The organism is Clostridium aciditolerans (assembly GCF_016316925.1).
Classification (GTDB): Bacteria; Bacillota; Clostridia; order Clostridiales; family Clostridiaceae; genus Clostridium_AM; species Clostridium_AM aciditolerans.
The window spans coordinates 1-22,523 of record NZ_JAEEGB010000008.1 but is presented as its reverse complement, the minus strand read 5'-3'; the positions used below and the strand labels follow the sequence as shown (position 1 = coordinate 22,523).

Here is a 22,523-nt window from a genome sequence, read left to right as displayed (position 1 = left end):
CTTTAAAGATTTAATAAAGGTATAAAAATTGAAATCTAAATTAAAGTTCTGCGGATGAAACTAAATGCTATTTAGAGGTGAAAAATGGAAGATATTAATGCAAATAAAATTGAAGTAAAAAATGAAATACAACAGCTAATTAATGAAGGTAAGATGGATCAGGCAGAAAGACTTATTTCACAATATGAAGGAATTATTAAAGATGACATAGAAATCATATCTATGAAGGCTGTAATGCTAATAATGTCCAATAAATTAGAAGAAGCTAAAAACATATTGCATAGAGGTTTGAGCTTAGATAAGAACAATCCAGACATTCTTTTTAATCTAGCCTATGTTTATGAAATCAATGAGAAATATGATGAAGCTTATGAATATTATTTAAGGGCTAAAAATAATTCGGAGGATAGTGAATTCATATCTAATGTGAACTCTGTAATAAATAATTTAAAAGAAAATTTTAACTTGAATTTAGAGAATAAAAAAAGTGATGTAAAAACAAGCATAATTATCTTAACCTACAACAAGTTAGATTATACTAAATTGTGCATAGACAGTATCAGAAAGTATACTAAAACTGGAAGCTATGAAATTATAATTGTAGACAATAATTCTACTGATGATACTAGGTCATGGCTAAAAGAACAAAAGGACATAAAGATTATTTTAAATAATGAAAACCTAGGGTTCCCAGGTGGATGCAATGTGGGAATAAAAGTTGCAGAAAAAGAAAATGACATACTTCTTCTGAATAATGATACTATTGTAACACCAAGATGGTTGGAAAATCTTAATAATTGCTTGTATAGTGATGAACATATTGGAGCAGTTGGTGCTGTTACAAATAACTGTGCAAATTATCAAGCAATAAGAACAGAATATCAATCAATAGATGAGATGATAAATTTTGCAGATAAATACAATGTATCTGATTCGTCAAAATGGGAACAGAAGGTAAGATTAATAGGATATTGCATGCTGATTAAAAGAGCAGTTATGGATAAAGTGGGACTTTTAGATGAAATATTTTTCCCCGGAAATTTTGAAGATGACGATTTAGGATATAGAATTCAATCAGAAGGCTGTAAATTAATGCTTTGTAATGATACGTTTATTCATCATTTTGGAAGCACATCTTTCAAGGAAAATGTGGAAAAATTCAATAACTTGCTTATGGAAAATTCAAAAAAATTTATAAATAAGTGGGGCTTTGATTCAGAAAAAAGTTGCCTTGTAAATTTCAATATTATTCAAAAACTTGATGTAAACAAAACTGATTTTAATGTGCTTCATATAGGTTGTGGTACAGGATCTCTTTTATACAAGATAAAATATGTATTTAAAAATGCAAAATTGTATGGAATGGATCAGAATAAAACAATAGTTAAGTTAGTGAATAATTTTGCAAATACAAAAGCAGCAAGCATTGATGATGAATTAGATTATCCTGAAGATTTCTTTGATTATATCATTGTTACTAATAGTGTGGAATATTCAAAAGCACCTAGAATTGCAATACAAAAATTATTAAAGTTCATTAAAGAAACAGGGAAAATAATAGTTACTGTAAAAAACTCGAATTTTTATGAAGAGCTTATAAAAATTTTAATGGGAAGTGCAGAGTTTAATAATAAAAAAATGTATAACTATAATGAGATTAAAGAAATATTCTCTTGCGAAGATTTTTCAGACACTATCATTGAAAGTGAAACTGTGAACATATCTACTGATAACGAAATGGTATTAGATCATATTTGTAAGTTAACTGGAGAAAATATGAAGCCTCAATATATAACTAAAGAATATTTGATAACTTTTGGCAAGAATTTTATAGATAAAAAAGAAATAGCATATATTTTAAGAAGAATAGAAAATTCTATTTCTGTTGAAGAAAACTTAAAGCTTTTAAATGATTACTTAGATAACATGACTTGTGAATTATTAAATGAAATAATTATGAAAAATATAATAAAGAAAGAAGAAGTATTCAATAGGATTGCTATATATTTATGTAATAATCATAGATATGTGGAAGCATTAAATATACTAGAGTTAGCTTATAAGTATAATCCTAAAGATAAAGATACAATTTATAATATGGCATATGTAATTTATAAATTAGGAGATAAGGAAACTGCCTTAGCTTATCTGGATTCTTTTTCTAATATTCATGATGAAGATATTTTAAAATTGAAGAAAGAAATATCAGGTGATGAAAATGAATAATAAAAAAATATGCTTTATAACCTGCGTAAATGATGATAGACAATATGAAGAATGCTTATTATACATAAGTAATTTGAACATTCCTGAAGGCTATGAAATAGATGCTGTTTCAATTAAAGAAGCTGAAAGTATGACAGCTGGGTACAATGCAGCAATGCAAAATACTGATGCTAAATATAAGGTTTATCTTCATCAGGATACTTTCATAATTAACAAAAACTTTATATTGGACATGTTAAGTATATTTGAACATCATGAAGAAATAGGTTTAATGGGGGTAGCAGGGGCTAAAACTATACCAACTAATGGAGTATGGTGGGATTCAATACATAAACACGGTAAGGTATATGAAAGCCATACGGGTAAGATGGAGTTAACTTCTTTTAATGGCATAAAAAGAAGATATGAAAATGTTAAAGCTATAGATGGATTAATTATGATTACTCAGTACGATATACCTTGGAGAGAGGATATATTCGATGGGTGGAATTTTTATGATATATCACAAAGTATGGAGTTCAATTTAGCCGGATATGAAGTTGTAATACCAAACCAATATGAACCTTGGTGTATTCATGATTGTGGATCAGCTAATACAATAGATGAATGTGATATTTACAGAAGCAGGTTTTTGAATGAATATTCGAAAGACATGTTTTCTCTAGTTAGTGTGCTTATACCAACTTATAACAGACCCCAATATTTACAATTAGCGCTAGAGAGTGTACTAAATCAAACATATAAAAACATTGAAATAATTATTGGAGATGACAGTACTAATAATGAAACAGAAAAGCTAATAGTTGAAAATTATTTAAATAAGTATGATAACATAAAATACTATCATAATGAAAAAAACTTAGGACAATTCGATAATGATATAAAATTATATAACATGGCTAATGGAGAATTCATCAATTATCTGATGGATGATGACCTATTTGAAATTACTAAAATTGAAAAAATGATGAATTACTTTATTCATGACGATAATGAAGAAATTTCTTTAGTTACTTCTCATAGGGCTATAATAGACAGTAATGGAAGTATAGGGCAAGTTTTTGGAAATACTGATAATCTATTTAAAAATGATACTGTAATTGGTGGTATTGATCTTGGAAGTTTTATGCTTAAAATTAATTTTAACTGCATAGGAGAACCGACAACTGCTTTGTTTAGAAAAAACAAGCTAGAGGAATCTTTTGGGGTGTATAATAGCAGAAAATATGGCTGTAATGTTGACCAAGCAACCTGGTTTAATCTGTTATCTAATGGAAAAGCAGTTTTTATAAATGAAGTTTTAAGCTATTTTAGAATACATGATAATCAACAGTTAGCTTCTGATAAAATGAAATTATTAGGTGCGTTAGATTATGCTCATGAAGTTTTGACGGCTAGAGAAAAAGGATTTTTAATGAAAAATGAGGAATTTAGTAAAGCACTATCTACCAGCTTGAAATATTGTAAAAGTGTAAATGATTATTTTAGTGAGTTTGATGGAAAATATGATTTTGCAGAAAAAGTATGTGAGCTTGGAAACCAATGTGAACTATTAAAGACAAAATTAGGTGAAATATTAAATAAAAAGAGTAATAGTGGTATTGAAAGTACCAATAATTTACCATTGGTTAGCATATTGATTCCAGCATATAATCAAACCAATTATCTAAGAGAAGCATTAGAAAGTGCCATTAATCAGACGTACCCAAATATTGAAATCATAATAGGGGATGACAGTACTAATAATGAAGTAGAAGAGTTTGTAAGACCTTATATTAATACATATGGGAATATAAGTTATTTCAGAAATGAAAGAGATGAAATGGACTATGGATATAAAAATGTAAATCAATTATTAACAAGAAGCAAAGGCGAATATGTTAATTATTTAAATCATGATGATGTTTTCCATCCAGAAAAGATTGAAAAAATGATGAAGTACTTTTTAGAAAATCCTAATATAACTTTAGTTACATCTGTAAGACAACCTATTGATGAAAACGGCAATAAGCTAGCGTTAAATGGGGCTTTTAGCAGATTGTTCGATGAAGATACAATAGTCAATGGACGTAAAATTAGTAGGCATATGGTTCTAAATCTTATAAATTGTATAGGAGAGCCTACTACTGTGTTGTTTAAAAAAGTATACTTAGAGGATGGAAAATATGGATATTTCAAAGGAAGAAAATTTACTAATATAAATGATTTATCAAGTTGGATTTCTATTTTACAATATGGGGATCTCATGTATATGACAGAAGTATTAAGTTGTTTTAGAATTCATCCAAGTCAGAACTCAAATAAGGGAGATATTTTTATTAAAGGAATAATAGAGTGGAAGAACTTTATTGATGTAAGTTATAAAGCCAAAATTATTATCAACGAAAGAGAACATAAATCTATTTTATTCAAGTGGTTAACAACTTATGTTCCATTTATTAATAAATTTATTGATGATCATAAGTATGCTAGTAAAACATTGAAAAATAAATTAAATTCATGTTATTCAAGTGCAATTAGCGATATAATCCAACAAAGGGACAGAGATAATTTAATGTGTCCTATTTGCAATCAAAAGATTGAGATGTTTTTACCATACCAGTATAAAGAGCATAGTTTAGATTTTATTTATAAATATAATATTGTTGGTAGTGATACAGAAAATTTTTCATGTCCACATTGCTATTCTCATGATAGAGAACGACATATTATTAAATATTTTGATAAATTAAAGATATGGGATAGACATATAATAGGCAACAAGGTACTTCACATTGCACCAGAGAATCATATCCAGAAAATTGTTGGAGACTTAAATATAAAAGAATATGTGTGTGGTGATTTGCATCCCATTAATAAATCGATAATCGAAATGGATATTACAAATATACAGTTTGAAGACAAGTATTTTGATTTTATTATTTGTAATCATGTATTAGAACATATTCCAGATGATTTAAAAGCAATGAAGGAATTGTTTAGAGTGTTAAAAAAAGGTGGTTACGCAGTTTTGCAAACGCCTTATTCTCCAGAGATTAATGAGTCTTTTGAGAATAAAAATATAAATAATGATGAACTTAGAAAAAAATTTTATGGACAATCAGACCATGTAAGAATATATGGAAAAGATTTATTTGAGAGAATTAAAATGGCTGGTTTTAAGTTAGAAATAGTAAAAAATAATGATCTATTTACTGAAGAAGAAGCAAAAAAATATGGTTTTAATAACAAGGAAGATTTAATTTTAGCATTTAAGGAATAGAAAGAACTATTGCAAAATAAATTGTATAAATATTAAAGAACTATGAGAGGTATGTATTTATGAATTCAAAACGTATATTGGTGACTCGCGCATCAATGCCTCCTTTAGAAGAATATATTAATGAAATTAAATCCATATGGGAAACATCGTGGATGACCAATATGGGAGAGTTACATAATCAACTAGAGAAAGAACTAATAAAATATTTGGGAGTAGATAATATATCTTTGTTTACTAATGGGCATTTAGCTCTGGAATTATTACTCCAAGCTATGAATTTGAAAGGGGAAGTAATAACAACACCTTTTACGTTTGCATCTACTACCCATGCTATTGTAAGAAATAATCTAAAACCTGTTTTTTGTGATGTAAATAAAGATGATTGCACTATGGATGTAACAAAGATAGAAGAGCTTGTAACAGACAGAACCTGTGCAATACTTCCTGTTAATGTATATGGAAACATATGTGATGTATATGAAATTGATAGAATTGCTAAAAAATATGATTTAAAAGTAATATATGATGCAGCCCACGCTTTCGGTGAAAAAATTGATGGACAAGGTGTAGGTAGTTTTGGAAATGCCTCAATGTTCAGTTTTCATGCCACTAAAATTTTTAATACTATAGAGGGTGGGGGAGTCACTTTCTCAAATAAAGATATTGGTAAGGCATTGTACACATTAAAAAATTTTGGAATAAAATCAGAGGTTTTAGTTGATGGAATAGGCTCAAATGCAAAAATGAATGAATTTCAAGCTGCTATGGGCATATGTAATTTAAGGCATGTGGATGATGAAATAAACAAACGAAAGGCTATAGTAGAAAGATATGAAAAGTGGTTATCAAGTGTAGATGGAATAAAAATAATTCATAAGAAAAAGAATATTCAATCCAACTATGCTTACTTTCCTATATTTTTTGATGAAAAATCCTTTGGCTATACAAGAAATGAAATAAGTGACAGACTTAAAGAAAATAATATCTTTCCTAGAAAGTATTTTTATCCATTAACCAATGAGTTTGATTGTTATAGAGATAAATTTGACACCATAAGAACACCAGTAGCTCAATATTTGTCCAAAAGAGTTCTTACATTACCTTTGTATGGAGATTTGAAGTTAGATGATGTGGATAGGATATGTAAATTAATATTAAGTAAATAATTATTTAGAAATTAATAGATTAAAATAAAGTTTATTGGGAGGGAAAATGCTTGTATGAAAATTATGGTATTAACAGATAATGAGTTTATATATAATGAATTTAAAGAAATTATAAAAGATAAAAAGTACAATGATATAAATTTTGAATTCTTTTTTTCTGAAAGCAACAAGTTGTTTAAAACTAAGTTTATGAGAGATGACTTCAAATCAATTGATTTGAAATGTAGAATTAATGAGTTAGTATCTAATTATAAGCTAGTTTTATCTCTTCACTGTAAACAAATGTTCCCATCAGATTTAGTAAATCAAATACGTTGTGTAAATGTTCATCCTGGTTTTAATCCATACAATAGAGGATGGTTCCCTCAAGTATTTAGTATCATAAATAAACTACCTACAGGTGTTACTATACATGAAATGGACGAAGAATTAGATCATGGTAATATAATTGCACAGAAAAAGGTCGATATTTTTCAATGGGAAACCGCTTATGAAGTATATAAGAAAATACAGTATACTGAAATACAACTGTTGAAAATACATTTAAGGGATATTGTGGATAATAATTACAAAGCTATACAGCCATTGTCAGAAGGAAATATTAATAAAGAAAAAGATTTTAATAAGTTATGTGAAATTAACCTAAATAAATTAGTTACATTTAAGGAAGCAATTGACTATTTGAGAGCTGTAAGTTTTAGTGGGTATAAAAATGCATACTTTTATGATGAATCTGGAGAAAAAATATTTGTAGAGATTAAATTAGAATTAGAAAAGGATAAGAATAATGTAAAACAATGTCCGACAAAGTAAAATAAAGTTGTGATTCATTCCCATACAGCAACGTAGTATATGAGTGTCTACCCGAAGGTGTGAAACTATATTTGAGCACATAGATGGTATGCTTGTAGCAATATTGTCTCATAATATGTATATTTGAGTTTAGAAGATAACAGAGCAAAGAGAAAGATAATCGATAGCGATTGTAATACATTGTTGTACATAGCTGATTATACGGATAAGTGAGATGTAAAAAAGACACACGAACTACGGACAAAATCATTATTTTTTTAAAACGATAAATAAAGTATATAAGTCATATTAGGAGTAGATAAAAATGAAAACATACTTAATAACCGGTGGAGCAGGATTTATTGGCTCAAACTTCATACAATACATATTAAAGAAATACAAAGATATTAAAATAATAAACTTAGACAAGCTTACCTATGCAGGAAATCTTGAGAATCTAAAATTAGTGGAAGACAATAGCTATTATACTTTTATACAGGGTGATATATGTAATAAGCAGTTAGTAGAAAGTATATTTAGCAATTATGATATAGATTATGTGGTGAATTTTGCAGCAGAATCTCATGTAGACAGAAGTATACTTGAGCCTGAGGTTTTTGTAAAAACCAATGTTTTAGGAACAATAACCTTACTTAATGCAGCAAAAAAAGCTTGGGAATTAGAGAATGGATTTAAGAAAGGTAAAAAGTATCTTCAAGTATCAACAGATGAGGTTTATGGTTCCTTAGGAGCTACAGGCTATTTTACAGAGACTACTCCTATTGACTCTCATAGTCCATATTCATCTAGTAAAGCCTCAGCTGATTTAATGGTTAAGGCTTATTTTGATACATATAAAATGCCTATAAATATCACTCGCTGTTCAAATAATTATGGTCCATATCAGTTTCCAGAAAAACTAATTCCACTTATAATAAATAATTGTTTAAATAAAAAGCCTTTACCTGTGTATGGTGATGGTATGAATATACGTGATTGGTTATATGTAGAGGATCATTGCAAGGCTATTGATATGGTTATTAATAATGGAAGATTAGGTGAAGTTTATAATATAGGCGGACACAATGAAAGAACTAATATACAAATAGTGAAAACTATAGTTAAATATATTCATGATAATGTAGATGAAAAAGTCAATGAAAATCTTATAAAATATGTAGAAGATAGAAAAGGACATGATAAAAGATATGGTATTGATCCATCTAAGATAAAGAAAGAACTTGGATGGTATCCCGAAACTAAATTTGAAGATGGAATTAAAATGACTATAGAGTGGTATCTTCATAATAAACAGTGGATGAATAGTGTAACTAGTGGAGATTATCAAAAGTACTATGAAAAAATGTATAAAACTAAATAGTAAAGTTTAAATATAAAAATTAGTTGCAATTAATTATAAAGGGGAGTACATATCAATGAAGGGAATTATTCTAGCAGGTGGATCAGGTACTAGACTTTATCCCATGACAAAGGCAATATCAAAACAAATTATTCCGATATATGACAAACCAATGATTTATTATCCTTTATCTGTGCTCATGCTAGCGGATATTAGAGATATACTTATAATATCAACTCCAAGAGATACTGATACATATAAAGAACTTTTAGGAGATGGAAGGCATATTGGACTTAACATTCAATATGCAGTACAATGTGAACCAAGAGGCCTTGCAGATGCTTTTATTGTAGGAGAGAATTTTATTGGAAATGATAATGTAGCCTTAGTCCTTGGAGACAATGTGTTTCATGGTTATGGTTTTACAGAGAGACTTAAAAACGCTGCTTCAAGAAAAGAAGGAGCTACTATATTCGGATACCATGTAAGCAATCCTAAAGATTTTGGTGTAGTGGAATTTGATTACAAAAACAATGTAATATCCATAGAGGAAAAGCCAGATATACCTAAATCTAATTATGCAGTGCCAGGGCTTTATTTTTATGATAATGATGTGGTTAGAATTGCAAAGAACTTAAAACCATCTAAAAGAGGAGAAATTGAAATAACAGATGTGAATAATGAGTACTTGAAAAGAGGAAATCTGAAGGTAGAACTTTTCGGACGTGGTATGGCTTGGCTTGATACAGGAACTCCATCAGGCCTTTTGAATGCAGCAAACTTTGTAGAGGCTGTACAAACAAGGCAAGGTCTGTATGTTGCTTGCATAGAGGAAATAGCCTATAGAAAAGGATATATAGATAGAGAACAGCTATGTAATTTATCAAAGCCCTTATCAAAAACTGATTATGGAAGATATATTTTGAGTCTTATTGAAGATGAAGTCAGTTTAGCTAGTGAGGAAGTGGCGATGACAAAGGAGAGGTTTTAACAATAGTGAAACTTAGGAGTGAACAACATGAAGATGATAATTACAGGAGCTTCTGGACAACTTGGGAAACAAATACGTTCTATAATTGAAAAAGGAACATCTGAGCTTGGAGATATAGATCCTGTTTATAATAGATCTGAGATTAAATATTTAGATTCTGAAGAGCTGGATATTGCTAATCAAGCAGCGGTATTAGATTTTTTATGTGATTTTAAACCAGATATCATAATTAACTGTGCAGCTTATACCAATGTTGATAGCTGTGAAAGTGATGAGGAAAAGGCTTTTAAAGTAAATAGTATAGGCCCAAGAAATCTTGCTATGTGGGCTGAAAAAGTTGGAGCAAAGCTCATTCATGTATCTACAGATTACGTTTTTAAGGGTGATGGGGCAGTTCCTTACAAAGAGTATGATATACCACAGCCTGTAACAGTATATGGAAAAACTAAATTTTTAGGTGAACAGTATGTAAGAGAATATTGCACTAGATATTTTATAATTAGGACTGCATGGCTTTATGGGAAGTATGGGAAAAATTTTGTATATACTATAATTAATGCTGCTAAGGAAAAGAGATATTTAGAAGTCGTTAACGATCAGGTTGGAAATCCAACTAATGCAGAGGATTTAGCTTATCATATTTTAAAACTTGCTTTAACTGATCAATATGGAGTGTATCACTGTACCGGAGAAGAGCAGTGTAGTTGGTATGAGTTTGCAAAACAAATCCTAGATTATGCAGATATAAACTGTACAATAAAACCAATAACTTCTAATAAATTGAATAGACCAGCTAAAAGACCAAGTTTTTCAGCTCTCCATAATATGATGCTTTCTTCAATATCTGAAAATCATATGAGAAACTGGCAAGATGCACTAAAATCCTTTATTGAGAGTTTAAATAATTAAGTAAATCAATATATTTTTAGACAAAGTAAGATTCTATATCTATATATTTAAAGTTATGAAATACTAGGAGGAAAGCTTAGTGGGCAAGTTTAGTTTTATAGAAACAGAAATTCAAGGTGTATATATAATAGAAAATGATGTTTTTGGAGACAATCGTGGTTATTTTATGGAAACCTATAATGAAAGGGAATTTAAAGCAGCAGGGCTTGATATGAAATTTGTACAGGATAACCAATCAAAATCAAAAAAAGGAGTGCTGCGTGGACTTCATTTTCAGAAAAATTATCCTCAAGGTAAATTAGTTAGGGTAATAAAAGGTGAAGTTTTTGATGTAGCAGTAGACCTAAGGAAAAATTGCAGCACCTATGGCAAATGGATAGGAGTTATTTTATCAGAAGAAAATAAAAAACAACTATACATACCAGAAGGTTTTGCTCATGGTTTTTTAGTTCTTTCAGAGGAAGCAGAGTTTTGTTATAAATGTACAGAATTTTATCAACCACAGGATGAAGGTGGTTTAGCTTGGAATGATCCAGATATAGAAATAGAGTGGCCTTTTGAAAAGATTAAGGGTACGGATATTATTTTATCAGATAAAGATAAAAAGTGGCCAACAATAAAAAACTATAATCAGTAAAAAGTAGTAAAAGGAAAAATAACAGCTGTACTTGCTATTATTTTTCCTTTTATAATATATATGTTAAAAAAACTAGGACAATATAAGAAGAATACATAAACAAAAGGAGAAGAAAAGTATGCTTACCTTATGTATGATAGTTAAAAATGAAGAATCAAATCTAAAAAGCTGCCTTTCCAAGGTAGCTCCTTTTATAGAGGAAATAATAATAGTAGACACAGGATCTACAGATAACACAAAAGCCATAGCTTCAGAATTTACAGACAAAATATATGACTTTAAATGGTGTAACGACTTTTCAAAAGCGAGAAACTTCTCCATATCAAAAGCATCCAACGATTGGATACTAGTATTAGATGCAGATGAAGTTGTTACTGACTTTTTTAAATACTCTGTAGATACTTTTATAAACAATTCTCTAAATGAAAACAAAGTAGGAAGAATAAGAAGAATAAATATAATGGAAGATGCCTTTGAAAGCAAGAAATATACAGAATGGGTTAATAGACTCTTCAATAGAAAACACTTTCACTATGAAGGAATAATACATGAGCAGGTTACTTCTAAAGATGGACAAAGTTATAAAACTGAGAGATTGGATATAGCAGCGGATCACATAGGGTATACAAAAGAAGTTTTAAATAGGACTAACAAACTTAAAAGAAATATTGACATGTTAAAATCAGCTATTAGTTTAAATCAAGAGGATTCATATCTTTATTATCAATTAGGAAAGTCATATTATTTGCTTAAAGATTACAAAGGCGCTTCTTCATATTTTGAAAAAGCTCTATCCTTTGACTTAGATTATTTTTTAGAATATGCAAATGACTTAGTAGAAACCTATGGATATTCTTTAATTAATAGTGGGCGATATTCTGATGCTCTAATTCTTGAAAATGTTTTTGAAGTTTACAAGAATAGCCCAGACTTTCTTTTCCTTATGGGACTTATATATATGAATAATGCTATGTTTGAAAAAGCCATAGAAAGCTTTTTAGCCTGCACAAAGTTTCCTTATGGGAAGGTAGAAGGGGTTACCAGTTTTTCTGCTTACTATAATGCAGGCATTATATACGATGTGCTTGGGGTTAAGGACAAAGCATTACAGTGCTATAGAATGTGTGGTGATTATGGCCCTGCACTTAAAAGGTTGAAGGCAGAACTAAATTAGTTCCGGTTTAATCGAATATACGTTAAGTGATGCTAAAGAAATTTTATTGAAGGCAGAAAATGAATTAAATAATCTAACATTAGTAGAGTTAAATTATTTAATAAGGCTTTATTTATGATGGAAGGTCAGAATAAACATATGAAAAATAAAGAATTTAATCGAAAGATATTGATTACATTGAGTATAATATTTTTTATAACATCTTGTGTAGTTAAGTTGTATACAACAAAGATAAATTTTAAAGCTGCTGCTGAAAATAGAACTGAAAAAAACTTTAATAGCGAATTAATTAAACAAAATAAAAAACAAATGGATGTGGATGATAAAGCTAGAAGAATATTAGAATTGTCAAATACTATTAGTGAGACAATCAAATATATAGATAATAGCTTAAGTAAAGGAACTTTTAATGATATAGAAACTTTAACAAATGATTCTATTGATGCATTAAATTCTATAGAAAAAGCTCTTTTTGTTCAAGATAGAAAATCTGATTTAAGAACAAAAATAGATTTACTTAAATCAGATTTTCAAGAGTTAAATAATGCTGTAAAAGATAAAGATTTGAATAAATCAAAACAAATAGTGAATGGTAAAATGTTAAAGGATTATGATGATGTTAAAAATTCTCTCAAAAGTATTAATAATTAACCTTATGGAAAGGTAAAAGAAATTGCCAGCTTTTCTGCCTATTATAATGCAGGTGTTATATATGATTTATGTTCACAGTTTTTATAAAACTATACCTAAAAACTAGATAATGTGGTAATATTTATATATAACGTAGTAACTTAAATTTATAAAGTAAAAGGGTTAATGAAGTGGAAACTTGAATCAGATGGGGTTTCAACCCCACCCGATTCTTAGTTGAACGAATCCAGTGACGTAGCCGCTCTTTACTCCCTCTTTGAGAAAAGCAGATATCCCAAATCTGTGATTTGGTGATAGTCGCTTTCGCAGAGTGCGAGGGAGTATTAGAGCGGGTAGTCATCGGATAAAAGGGGAGAGGTTATATGATAATCGGTCATAACATAAATGCAATGATTGCATATAGACATATGTCATACAACTTGAATATGGTTGGAAAAGCTATGGAGAGACTTTCTTCCGGACTAAGAATAAATAGAGCGGCAGATGATCCAGCAGGGTTAGCGATTTCAGAAAGAATGAGAGCTCAAATAAGGGGATTAGAGCAGGCATCAAGAAATGCACAGGATGGTATTTCGGCTATACAAGTTGCAGATGGAGCATTAAATGAAACTCATTCTATTCTTCAAAGAATGAGGGAGTTAGCAACTCAGGCCGCTAATGGTACGTTAAGTGATTCAGATCGAAAGAATATACAAGAAGAAATTAATCAGTTAACTTCGGAAATTAACAGTATTGGAAATAATACAGAGTTTAATACTATGAAACTCTTAAATGACAGTGCTTATAAATATGATGGAGTTAATTCAGAGCTTAGGCTCCAAATAGGACCTAATACAGGGCAAAGTTTAGGAATTAAGTTAGAAGACATGAGATCAAAAGCACTTAATATAAGTGGACAGGCAGGAACAAGTGTTACGTCTAAGGATGGAAAAGTAACAGCTAAATTTTCTGATGTAGGACTTAATGGAAGCAATTCAGAGTGTGCTTTAGATGTTTCAAGTCCTGAGAATGCTAGTGCTGCTATTAAAATATATGATGATGCTATACAACAAGTATCTTCTTTTAGAGGAAGACTAGGAGCTACCCAGAATGCACTGGAGCATAGAATTAACTATCTTGATAACACTGCAGAGAATTTAACTGCAGCAGAATCAAGAATTAGAGATGCTGATATTGCAAAAGAAATGATGAATTATGCAAAGTATAATATTCTTCTTCAAGTATCTCAGGCAATACTTGCACAGGCCAATCATCAAGCAGAGGGAGTTCTACAATTGTTAAAATCTTTATAGAATAAAGGCATTTACAAGCTCTTTGCCAAGTGGAGGCGGCCTCTTAAGTAGAGAAAAATATTAAGCGTTTCAGATGTGTAAAATTTTTATGAGCATCAATGGCTGAACAAATAGCTGTTGATGCTTATTTTTGTGTTTAAACAAAGTACATATATGATTATATGCTTTCAAAATCAAGAACAGCCTACAAAGATATGAGTAAATATAATTTTAAAGAAGTTCAAATTTCAGAAGAAAAGCAGAGAGCCCAAAATCTATGATTTGGTGTGAATCGCTTTCACAGAGTGCAAGAGATTAGATATAGTTATAATTTACAATAGTTTTAAGTATATAATTGAGCTTAAAGTGTGGAGAGGCGAGAAATACCATAAAAATGGAGTGGAGAAGTTTATCATCAAAAGAAGTAACATAGCTGGCAGTGTATGTAGAGCAGTATAGTTTATTAATAGTCACCTTTAAAAATAACAGCAAAAAAAGCTGTTATTTTAACGGGGAAGTCTTTCATATATTGTTCCGCAAAATACTACATTTTAGAAGCTTTATAAGTTAAAATTACATTATCCTTACTGCTTTCTAAAAATATCTCTAAATATAAGATTTCAGAAAAACAAAATTCTTCTATTTGTTTTTCACTTAACTCTCTTTTATAATAATCATGAGTATATCTATTTCTTAATTTTACACAGTTAACTAAGTATTCTTTTAAAGTTTCATCAAAAAAATTCATTTCATATGCTTTTTCAATAAGTTTTAAAGATGAAAAATTACTGTCGATTTTCCCATCATTAATTACTATATAACTTTCGCACATATCAATAATATACTCAGCAAAATCTTGGAAAAATGCAAAAATGGCTCTTCTTGTTATTTTATCCTTATCTATTCTGTATTTAAACAAAGCACTTTTTAAATTTTCTAAACTTTCATCAGCACTCTTATATTTTTCTAAAAATTTTTCTTTTTTATATTTATAATAAGGACTCATCAATGATACCCCCAAAATAAGTAAATTGCTCATCTAATTTAAGACGTTTTTCTAAACCTTCATTATTTCTTACAAATTTTAATACATAGTGTTGAAAATCAAACCATAACATCTCATCGAGTACATATATATTTTTACTGTCTACTGCTATTCTAGCATATTTAGATGAAAAATCATTAAAAAATATAAATGTAATATGAATATTATCATACTCATAATAATCTTTAAATAAAATGAGCAAATCATCTTCCATGTCTAAGGTATTCATAAATGAAATGTCAGGAGCAACTATAACAGCTAAATCAATATCACTCCTATCTTTTATCCATAGGTCACTTCCATAACTTCCAAATTGGGATACTGCTACTATACCTTTCACACTTTTTAAGTTATTAATTAATTGGTTTAGTTTCATATTTGACACCTACTTAATATTTATTTTACATTTCATTTATATTTATTATAAAGCAATATTGTTATAAATATCAAGGCGTCTTAAGGATTATAGTTTAATATGTTAGTAAATATAAAAAATATGAATGATTTTTGGTATTAATCAACTTATTTTTATTAAAATGAAATTTTTTATAGTTATACTTAAATTTTTATTGTAAAACTATATGAAAAAACTTGGAATTATTATATAATAAAAGTATGTTCGAAATTTTAAGTATATTCTTATTATGCATTTTTCAACTAAACACTCTATAAAAGGAGAGGAATTGTATTATGAGTATTAAAGAAAGAGTGAATTCTTTAAGAGAGAAGATGAAGGAAAAGGGAATATATGCATATATAGTTCCAAGTTCAGATGCCCATCAAAGCGAGTATGTTGCAGAGCATTGGAAAAGTAGACAGTGGATTTCTGGCTTCACAGGCTCTGCTGGAACAGCTGTAATCACCCTAGATGACGCTGGTCTATGGGCTGATGGTAGATACTTTATACAGGCTGAAAAGCAATTAGAAGGCTCAGGTATAAAGTTATTTAAAATGGGACAACCATCAGTACCAACAATAGAAGCATGGCTTTCAAAAGTAGTACCTCAAAATGGAGTTGTGGGCTTCGATGGAAGTGTTTTATCAACTTCTTTAGCTAGAAACATAGAGAAGGCTGTATCAAAAAAAGGAACAACCTTAGAACATAGATATGATTTAATTGATGAATTATGGAAGGATAGACCAAGTATATCTACAGAGCCAATCTTTGTTCATGATGTTAAGTATGCTGGTAAATCAAGAGTAGAAAAAGTAAGGATGGTTAGAGAAGAAATGAAAAAGGATGAAGCTACTCATCTTGTTTTATCCTCTCTTGATGATATAGCATGGCTTTTAAATATTAGAGGAACTGATGTACCATGTAATCCTGTAGCCGTTTCGTATGTAGTAGTTTCAGAAAAAGAAACTGTATTATTTATAAATCCTGTGAAGGTTAAAGATGAAGTTAAAAAAGAATTAGAACAAGATGGAATTGTTATAAAAGCTTATGAAGATGTAAACAACTACTTAAAAACACTTGCAAAAGAAAGTAAAGTGATGTTGGACCCTGTTAAAACAAGCTTTGGTATTTGTAAAGGTTTAAATGAAGGTATTGAAATTATAGAAAAAGATAATATAACAACAAAAATTAAGGGTATAAAAAATGAAGTTGAAATAGAAAACATTAAAAATGCCCATATAAAAGACGGCGTAGCAATGGTTAAGTTTTTACACTGGTTAGATAATAACCTAGGTAAAGAAGAGATTAGTGAAATATCTTCTGCAAATAAATTAGAAAGCTTTAGAGCAGAACAAGAGCTATATAAAGGTATTAGTTTTACTACTATAGCAGGATATAAAGAACATGCAGCTATGATGCACTATTCAGCAACTCCAGAAAGTGACTATAAGCTTAAAAAAGAGGGTATGTTCTTATTAGACTCAGGTGGACAATACTTAGATGGAACTACTGATATAACTAGAACTATGGTATTAGGAACTCTTACTGAAGAAGAAAAGAGAGACTTTACTTTAGTAGTTAGAGGTGTTATTGATTTAAGTATGGCTAGATTCTTACACGGAGTTAACGGAACTAATCTTGATATACTTGCTAGAAGGCCATTATGGGAGCATGGTATAGATTACAAATGTGGAACTGGTCATGGTGTAGGTTTCTTTCTAAATGTACATGAAGGACCTCATGCTATCCGCTGTAATGTAGTCCCTACTGTACTTGAAGAAGGCATGATTGTAACTAATGAGCCCGGAGTTTATAAAGAAGGCAGACATGGAATCAGAACAGAAAATATTCTTCTTGTAGTTAAGGATGAAGAAACAGAATTTGGACAATTTATGAAGTTTGAAACAATTACCTTCTGCCCAATAGATTTAGAAGGAATAGTGCCAGAAATGCTTACTTCAGAAGAAAGAGCATGGTTAAACAATTACCATAAAGAAGTTTATAACAAGCTTTCTCCATACTTAAATGAAGAAGAAAAAGTATGGTTAAAGCATAAAACTAGAGAAATATAATCATATGTAAAATTAAGAGAAGCTGTATAGTAATTTGTACAGATTCTCTTTTTATTAACAATTTTATTTTTCAAGAAGTTCAGGGTATGGCCATCCTTTTTGTCCATTTTGTAATATAAATAGACGATCTTTGGATATCCCTTTTTCTGATAAATAAGCATAAGTTCTTTCTGCTCCGCCAGCGCCACCTGGACAAACTATTACTATAGGATTATTAGATTTTTGAAGTGTTGGCAATAGTTTTTCAAGTTTAGCCTTTTCTTCATCAGTTTTAACTGGATAAGCATATGTAGGAATAACACCTTTAATATGATGTTCTTTAAAGTCTTTTTCAACTTGAATATCCAATAAAATTATATCTTTCTTTTCTTCTATAGCCTTTTTTGTTTGTTCAGCAGTATAGTATTTGAAATCTTTCTTATCATTAGTATTAGAAGTGCTATTGCTTGAAGTGCTACTAGTACTACTACTTTCAGCTGGTTTAGTTTCTGTTGGTTTAGATTCTTTAGCACAACCACTAAATAATAATGATAACCCCATGACTGCAACTGCTGTTAAAGATAAAAGTTTTTTCATGATATCTTCCCCCATTAAACCTTTTTAACCCTTTATATTGAATAAAAGGCTTTGACAACGTAGTCATAATAACATTTGATGATTAATGTGTCAACGAATAATGGTAAAATAAGGTAGAGTATTGTATTGATTATTTTTATTGTTAAATTTTGTTCTATAACTTTTTTGAATAAGAAAATTATATAACTGTAACAAGTTGACTTATGTAAAGAGACTAGAAAGTCTTGAAAAATACTAAAGGTTGCGTTCTCTATAGGTATTAATATCTTTGATGGAAATCTAAATATTAGTTTAATTTATGCTAAATTAGTGAAATCCATCAAAAATGCAGTAAATTATTTTACAAAATTTATAATAAAAATTAAGAGGCCTTCAAATTATTAGTTTATCAACGATATTTATAGTAAGAGATTACTAAATAATTTGATGGGAGGTATTTTATGGATATAGCAGGAGCATCAATGGTAATGAGTCAATCTAAGGTAATGGATCAAGCTAGTATTGCGGTGATGAAAATAGCTATGAATACAGGTAAAGAAAATGCACAAGCTATGACAGATATGCTTGAAAAGTCAGTTAGTCCTAATCTAGGACAGAATTTGGACATAAGAGTATAAAGCTGAATAAAAAATTAGAAAATGAGCTGCCTTTCAAAGGCAGCTCATTTTTTATAAAAAATAGTGCACTTATAATTATATTTGCAGTATAATTAAATATATAATTATAGCATTACAGGTAAAAATAGAGACATACTTAGCATATATTTGGGTATAGTGTCATATTATCTATTATTGTTCTCATACAAAAAATTGTATAATTATTTATAGAAACAATATTTGTTAGCAAATTTAACTTTCGAGGTGAAATATGAAGCTAGAGATTATAAATAGATTAGAAGGAAATGAAGTATTAGGTAAAAATATATTCACTAATGATGGAAGAGTGTTATTAAGAGCAGGTACGGTGCTAAATAATAGTTACATTAATAAAATGAGAGAATTGGGAATATTCTATGTATATGTAGAAGATGAAAGGTTAGAGGATGTTGAAGTAGAAGATGAAAATGTTAGCAGATTAAAGCAGACAACCATGGAATGTATGTCAAGAATGATGAAGAATATAACTGCAGTTTCTGATAAAAAGATAATGTCAGATTATCAGAAAATTGTTGATGAGCTTATAGATTATATAGCCACAAGTGCAGATATAAATAAAAGTTTATACGACATCCAAACAAATAATAATAAGACCTATGTACATAGTATAGATGTTTGTGTTATGGCAACTTTTATAGGGCATGCTATGAAGATGGATTCCTATTCAGTGAAAGAGTTAGGACTAGCTGCTGTTATGCATGACATAGGCAAAGCTCAGCTTCCTAAAAGTTTATTGGAAAAGGAAGGTAATTTAACAAAAGAAGAATTAAATGAATTTAAGGAACATCCTTATATAGGAGCCAATATTTTGAAAAAGAATGTCAGGATTCCTGGTACAGTAGTTAGAGCTGTTTTACAACATCATGAGAGAATGGATGGCAAAGGATATCCTTATGGTTTAGAAGGGAAGAGTATATCAAAATATGCTCGTATAATTACCATAAGTGATGTGTATGATACTATAGCAAATAGTGGGGATTATAAAAAAACTTTTAGTCCAAATGATGCCTATGAGTTAATATTAGCAGGAAGTGGTACAATTTTTGATGAAGAAATAGTCAAGGTATTTAGAAAATCCTTTTCAGTTTATCCTCTAGGCTGCTGTGTTAAGTTATCAAATGATGTTGAAGGATATGTAGTAAGGCAGAATGAAAATTTCCCTGATAGGCCTGTAATAAGAGTTATATATGACACTGAAACAAGAAATGATATAGAGCCTTATGAAATCGACTTGGTAGAAAGCATAAATTTAGTAGTAAAAAGTGTAGTTTAGATAGATTCTAATTCTTTGCAAATGTAGATGCCTCAATTACTTTCTAAGTAATTGAGGCATTTTTCCTGTTAAGGCATATATGAAATTTTCTAATCTAGGTACCTTTTTTTTAGTAGCTGAATATAATTATTATGAATTAATATTACAGGGAGAAATATAAGTGTTTAAACTAACACCAAAAGAATATGATTTTTCATCTGTACAAGGTATAACATTAAAACAGCTTCAGCAACATTACAAACTATATGAAGGCTATGTATCAAAAATAAATGAAATATGGAATATACCAAATGATGCAAAGGAGTTTAAGGACAGTAATACTACTTATAGCAAAATGAGAAGCTTAAAACTAGGAGAAACCTTTGCTCTTAATGGAGTAAAATTGCATCAGCTTTACTTTCAGAACATGACAGGAGGATTTAATAATCCAACAGGAGAAATAATTAAGCTAATAAAAAGAGACTTTAACAGTTGTGAAAACTTTCTTCAATACTTTAAAAATGTAGGATTAGCAGTCAGGGGATGGGCTATACTTGCCATTGATCCTCTCGATAACAGGCTTCATGTTTTTGGTTCAGATGCTCACGATGTTGGAGCAGTGTGGGATTCATATCCTCTATTAGTTATGGATGTTTACGAACATGCATATTTTATGGATTTTGGAACAGATAGAAGTAAATACATTGATACATTTATAAAAAGTATAAATTGGAGAATAGTTAATGGTCGTCTGCAAAAATACGATATGATCAAATCTGCAGTAGACAGCGTGAGACATGTAGAAAATCCATCTATATATCCAATGTGGACTATTAAGGATGATGAAGATTAAAGATGTCTATGAGTGATAAACTAAAGCTTATAAAAATGTCTCTTAAAGAAAATGCAGATATAGCTGTTAAAAAATCTCAAGATTTAATTGAGTACTCAGATTTATCGCTGTCTATGGCATCCTGTGATAAGGCTATAAATGAAATATGCATGGAAATAGGCAAAAAAATATATAAAATGTATAAGAGCGGTGAGGATAACCCTAAAAAAATAATAGAGCACTGTGAAGAAATTAAAAAGTTAGAAAAAGAAAAGGAAAAAATTAAAAAGAAAATTCTTAAGTTAAAGGATAAAAAGGAATGTAGAATCTGTGGTACTCTAATAGATAAAAAGGCTTATTTTTGCGATAAATGCGGAAGTAAGCAATAAAATAAAAAAATTACGACGTAATTTTTTTAGAGGACAGAGGACAATTGACAGAGGACAGTGAAGGAGGATTTTTCTACGTTACACTACGAAAAATCTTTAATTATATTATAAGCCGATGTTTCACATTAGTGAAACGAGGTCAAAAATAAATTAGTTTTCTGACGTAAAGAAGAAAACTTACCTTCACTGTCCTCTGTCCTCTGTCAATTGTCCTCTAAAAAATGCTTCGCATTTTTCTTATTAGTCGTTTAAGCCCTCCTAATTTGGACATAATTATAGAAAACAGATTAGGAGGGAAAAATTTTGAATAAAGTAGTACTTATAGGAAGACTTACAAAGAACGCTGACTTTATGCAGCTTGATGATGGTACAAGAGGTGTAGTTAAATTTATACTTGCGGTAAATAGAAACTTTTCAAATAAAGATGGAGAAAAAGATGCAGATTTTATTTCTGTTGTTTATTGGAGTAATCATGCAGAAAAAATCAGTCCTTATCTTACTAAGGGAAAACTTATAGGGGTAAGTGGAAAGATAATTACAAGAAGTTATACTGAAGAAAGTGGAAATAAAAAATATATTACCCAAGTCGAAGCGGATGGCATTCAATTCTTAGATAGCAAAAAAGAAAGTGCAGTTTAGCAGGAATAGTGTGTCTAGAACTTTCTAAATATAGGGAAAGTAGCTAGAAAGTTAGCTTATACAGAGGGATATGTTTCCAAAGCTGAAGTAGATTTAAAAACTTTGTGCCAGTCTTAGTGAAGGGGTTTAAGAGAACCTTAGAACTTTAAGTTGGTGAAAAGCCTAAATGGCTTTTCACGAGCAACGTATCAATGGTAATTGATATGTTGGTCCGAACTGAGCACAG

Annotated in this window: 20 protein-coding genes; 17 read left to right on the top strand and 3 right to left on the bottom strand. The window is 29.6% G+C overall.

Annotated elements, in window-relative coordinates:
• The first annotated feature begins 84 nt into the window (after positions 1-84).
• From I6U51_RS08300 to I6U51_RS08250, 11 genes are all read left to right on the top strand, one after another.
• Complete coding sequence (locus tag I6U51_RS08300) at positions 85-2,226, top strand: glycosyltransferase (protein WP_211142219.1); 2,142 nt, start codon at positions 85-87, stop codon at positions 2,224-2,226.
• Complete coding sequence (locus I6U51_RS08295; protein WP_246517185.1) at positions 2,219-5,488, top strand: glycosyltransferase; 3,270 nt, start codon at positions 2,219-2,221, stop codon at positions 5,486-5,488. The genes I6U51_RS08300 and I6U51_RS08295 overlap by 8 nt, the downstream gene beginning before the upstream one ends.
• 59 nt (positions 5,489-5,547) lie before the next feature.
• Complete coding sequence (locus I6U51_RS08290; protein WP_211142217.1) at positions 5,548-6,654, top strand: DegT/DnrJ/EryC1/StrS family aminotransferase; 1,107 nt, start codon at positions 5,548-5,550, stop codon at positions 6,652-6,654.
• 54 nt (positions 6,655-6,708) lie between these two features.
• Positions 6,709-7,467, top strand: a complete 759-nt coding sequence (locus tag I6U51_RS08285; RefSeq protein ID WP_211142216.1) for a dTDP-4-amino-4,6-dideoxyglucose formyltransferase — start codon at positions 6,709-6,711, stop codon at positions 7,465-7,467.
• A 304-nt stretch (positions 7,468-7,771) separates the two neighbouring features.
• On the top strand, positions 7,772-8,827 hold the full coding sequence (gene rfbB, locus I6U51_RS08280; protein ID WP_211142215.1) for a dTDP-glucose 4,6-dehydratase: 1,056 nt from the start codon (positions 7,772-7,774) through the stop codon (positions 8,825-8,827).
• 55 nt (positions 8,828-8,882) lie between these two features.
• Positions 8,883-9,797, top strand: a complete 915-nt coding sequence (gene rfbA, locus I6U51_RS08275; RefSeq protein ID WP_211142214.1) for a glucose-1-phosphate thymidylyltransferase RfbA — start codon at positions 8,883-8,885, stop codon at positions 9,795-9,797.
• A 27-nt stretch (positions 9,798-9,824) separates the two neighbouring features.
• Positions 9,825-10,706, top strand: a complete 882-nt coding sequence (gene rfbD, locus I6U51_RS08270; RefSeq protein ID WP_211142213.1) for a dTDP-4-dehydrorhamnose reductase — start codon at positions 9,825-9,827, stop codon at positions 10,704-10,706.
• 79 nt (positions 10,707-10,785) lie between these two features.
• Complete coding sequence (gene rfbC, locus I6U51_RS08265) at positions 10,786-11,343, top strand: dTDP-4-dehydrorhamnose 3,5-epimerase (protein ID WP_211142212.1); 558 nt, start codon at positions 10,786-10,788, stop codon at positions 11,341-11,343.
• Between the two features lie 118 nt (positions 11,344-11,461).
• Positions 11,462-12,517: a glycosyltransferase gene (locus I6U51_RS08260; protein ID WP_211142211.1), complete on the top strand. Its 1,056-nt coding sequence runs from the start codon at positions 11,462-11,464 to the stop codon at positions 12,515-12,517.
• A 114-nt stretch (positions 12,518-12,631) separates the two neighbouring features.
• Entirely contained in the window at positions 12,632-13,168 is a 537-nt protein-coding gene (locus I6U51_RS08255; RefSeq protein WP_211142210.1) for a DUF8042 domain-containing protein, read from the top strand.
• Between the two features lie 362 nt (positions 13,169-13,530).
• Positions 13,531-14,460 carry a flagellin N-terminal helical domain-containing protein gene (locus I6U51_RS08250; RefSeq protein WP_211142209.1) on the top strand — a complete coding sequence of 310 codons (930 nt, stop codon included), beginning with the start codon at positions 13,531-13,533 and terminating at the stop codon, positions 14,458-14,460.
• A 523-nt stretch (positions 14,461-14,983) separates the two neighbouring features.
• Here I6U51_RS08250 and I6U51_RS08245 read toward each other — a convergent pair.
• Positions 14,984-15,445: a HepT-like ribonuclease domain-containing protein gene (locus tag I6U51_RS08245; RefSeq protein ID WP_211142208.1), complete on the bottom strand. Its 462-nt coding sequence runs from the start codon at positions 15,443-15,445 to the stop codon at positions 14,984-14,986.
• Positions 15,429-15,860: a nucleotidyltransferase domain-containing protein gene (locus I6U51_RS08240; protein ID WP_211142207.1), complete on the bottom strand. Its 432-nt coding sequence runs from the start codon at positions 15,858-15,860 to the stop codon at positions 15,429-15,431. Before I6U51_RS08240 ends, I6U51_RS08245 begins: the two co-directional genes overlap by 17 nt.
• 314 nt (positions 15,861-16,174) lie before the next feature.
• Here I6U51_RS08240 and I6U51_RS08235 point away from each other — a divergent pair, with 314 nt between their 5' ends.
• The gene (locus I6U51_RS08235; RefSeq protein WP_211142206.1) at positions 16,175-17,953 is read left to right on the top strand and encodes an aminopeptidase P family protein; all 1,779 of its coding nucleotides are present in this window, start codon (positions 16,175-16,177) and stop codon (positions 17,951-17,953) included.
• Positions 17,954-18,016: 63 nt separating this feature from the next.
• Here I6U51_RS08235 and I6U51_RS08230 read toward each other — a convergent pair whose 3' ends face one another.
• Positions 18,017-18,529 (bottom strand): rhodanese-like domain-containing protein, encoded by a 513-nt coding sequence (locus I6U51_RS08230; RefSeq protein ID WP_211142205.1) that lies wholly within the window; start codon positions 18,527-18,529, stop codon positions 18,017-18,019.
• A gap of 440 nt (positions 18,530-18,969) precedes the next feature.
• On the opposite strand from I6U51_RS08230, the gene I6U51_RS08225 reads away from it, so the two are divergent.
• From I6U51_RS08225 to I6U51_RS08205, 5 genes are all read left to right on the top strand, one after another.
• Complete coding sequence (locus I6U51_RS08225) at positions 18,970-19,146, top strand: YjfB family protein (RefSeq protein WP_211142204.1); 177 nt, start codon at positions 18,970-18,972, stop codon at positions 19,144-19,146.
• A gap of 250 nt (positions 19,147-19,396) precedes the next feature.
• Complete coding sequence (locus I6U51_RS08220) at positions 19,397-20,458, top strand: HD-GYP domain-containing protein (RefSeq protein ID WP_211142203.1); 1,062 nt, start codon at positions 19,397-19,399, stop codon at positions 20,456-20,458.
• 160 nt (positions 20,459-20,618) lie between these two features.
• Complete coding sequence (locus I6U51_RS08215) at positions 20,619-21,290, top strand: Fe-Mn family superoxide dismutase (protein WP_211142202.1); 672 nt, start codon at positions 20,619-20,621, stop codon at positions 21,288-21,290.
• 8 nt (positions 21,291-21,298) lie between these two features.
• On the top strand, positions 21,299-21,658 hold the full coding sequence (locus tag I6U51_RS08210) for a hypothetical protein (RefSeq protein ID WP_211142201.1): 360 nt from the start codon (positions 21,299-21,301) through the stop codon (positions 21,656-21,658).
• Between the two features lie 303 nt (positions 21,659-21,961).
• A complete protein-coding gene (locus I6U51_RS08205; protein ID WP_211142200.1) occupies positions 21,962-22,297 on the top strand; it encodes a single-stranded DNA-binding protein in 336 nt (111 codons plus the stop codon).
• Positions 22,298-22,523: the final 226 nt, after the last annotated feature.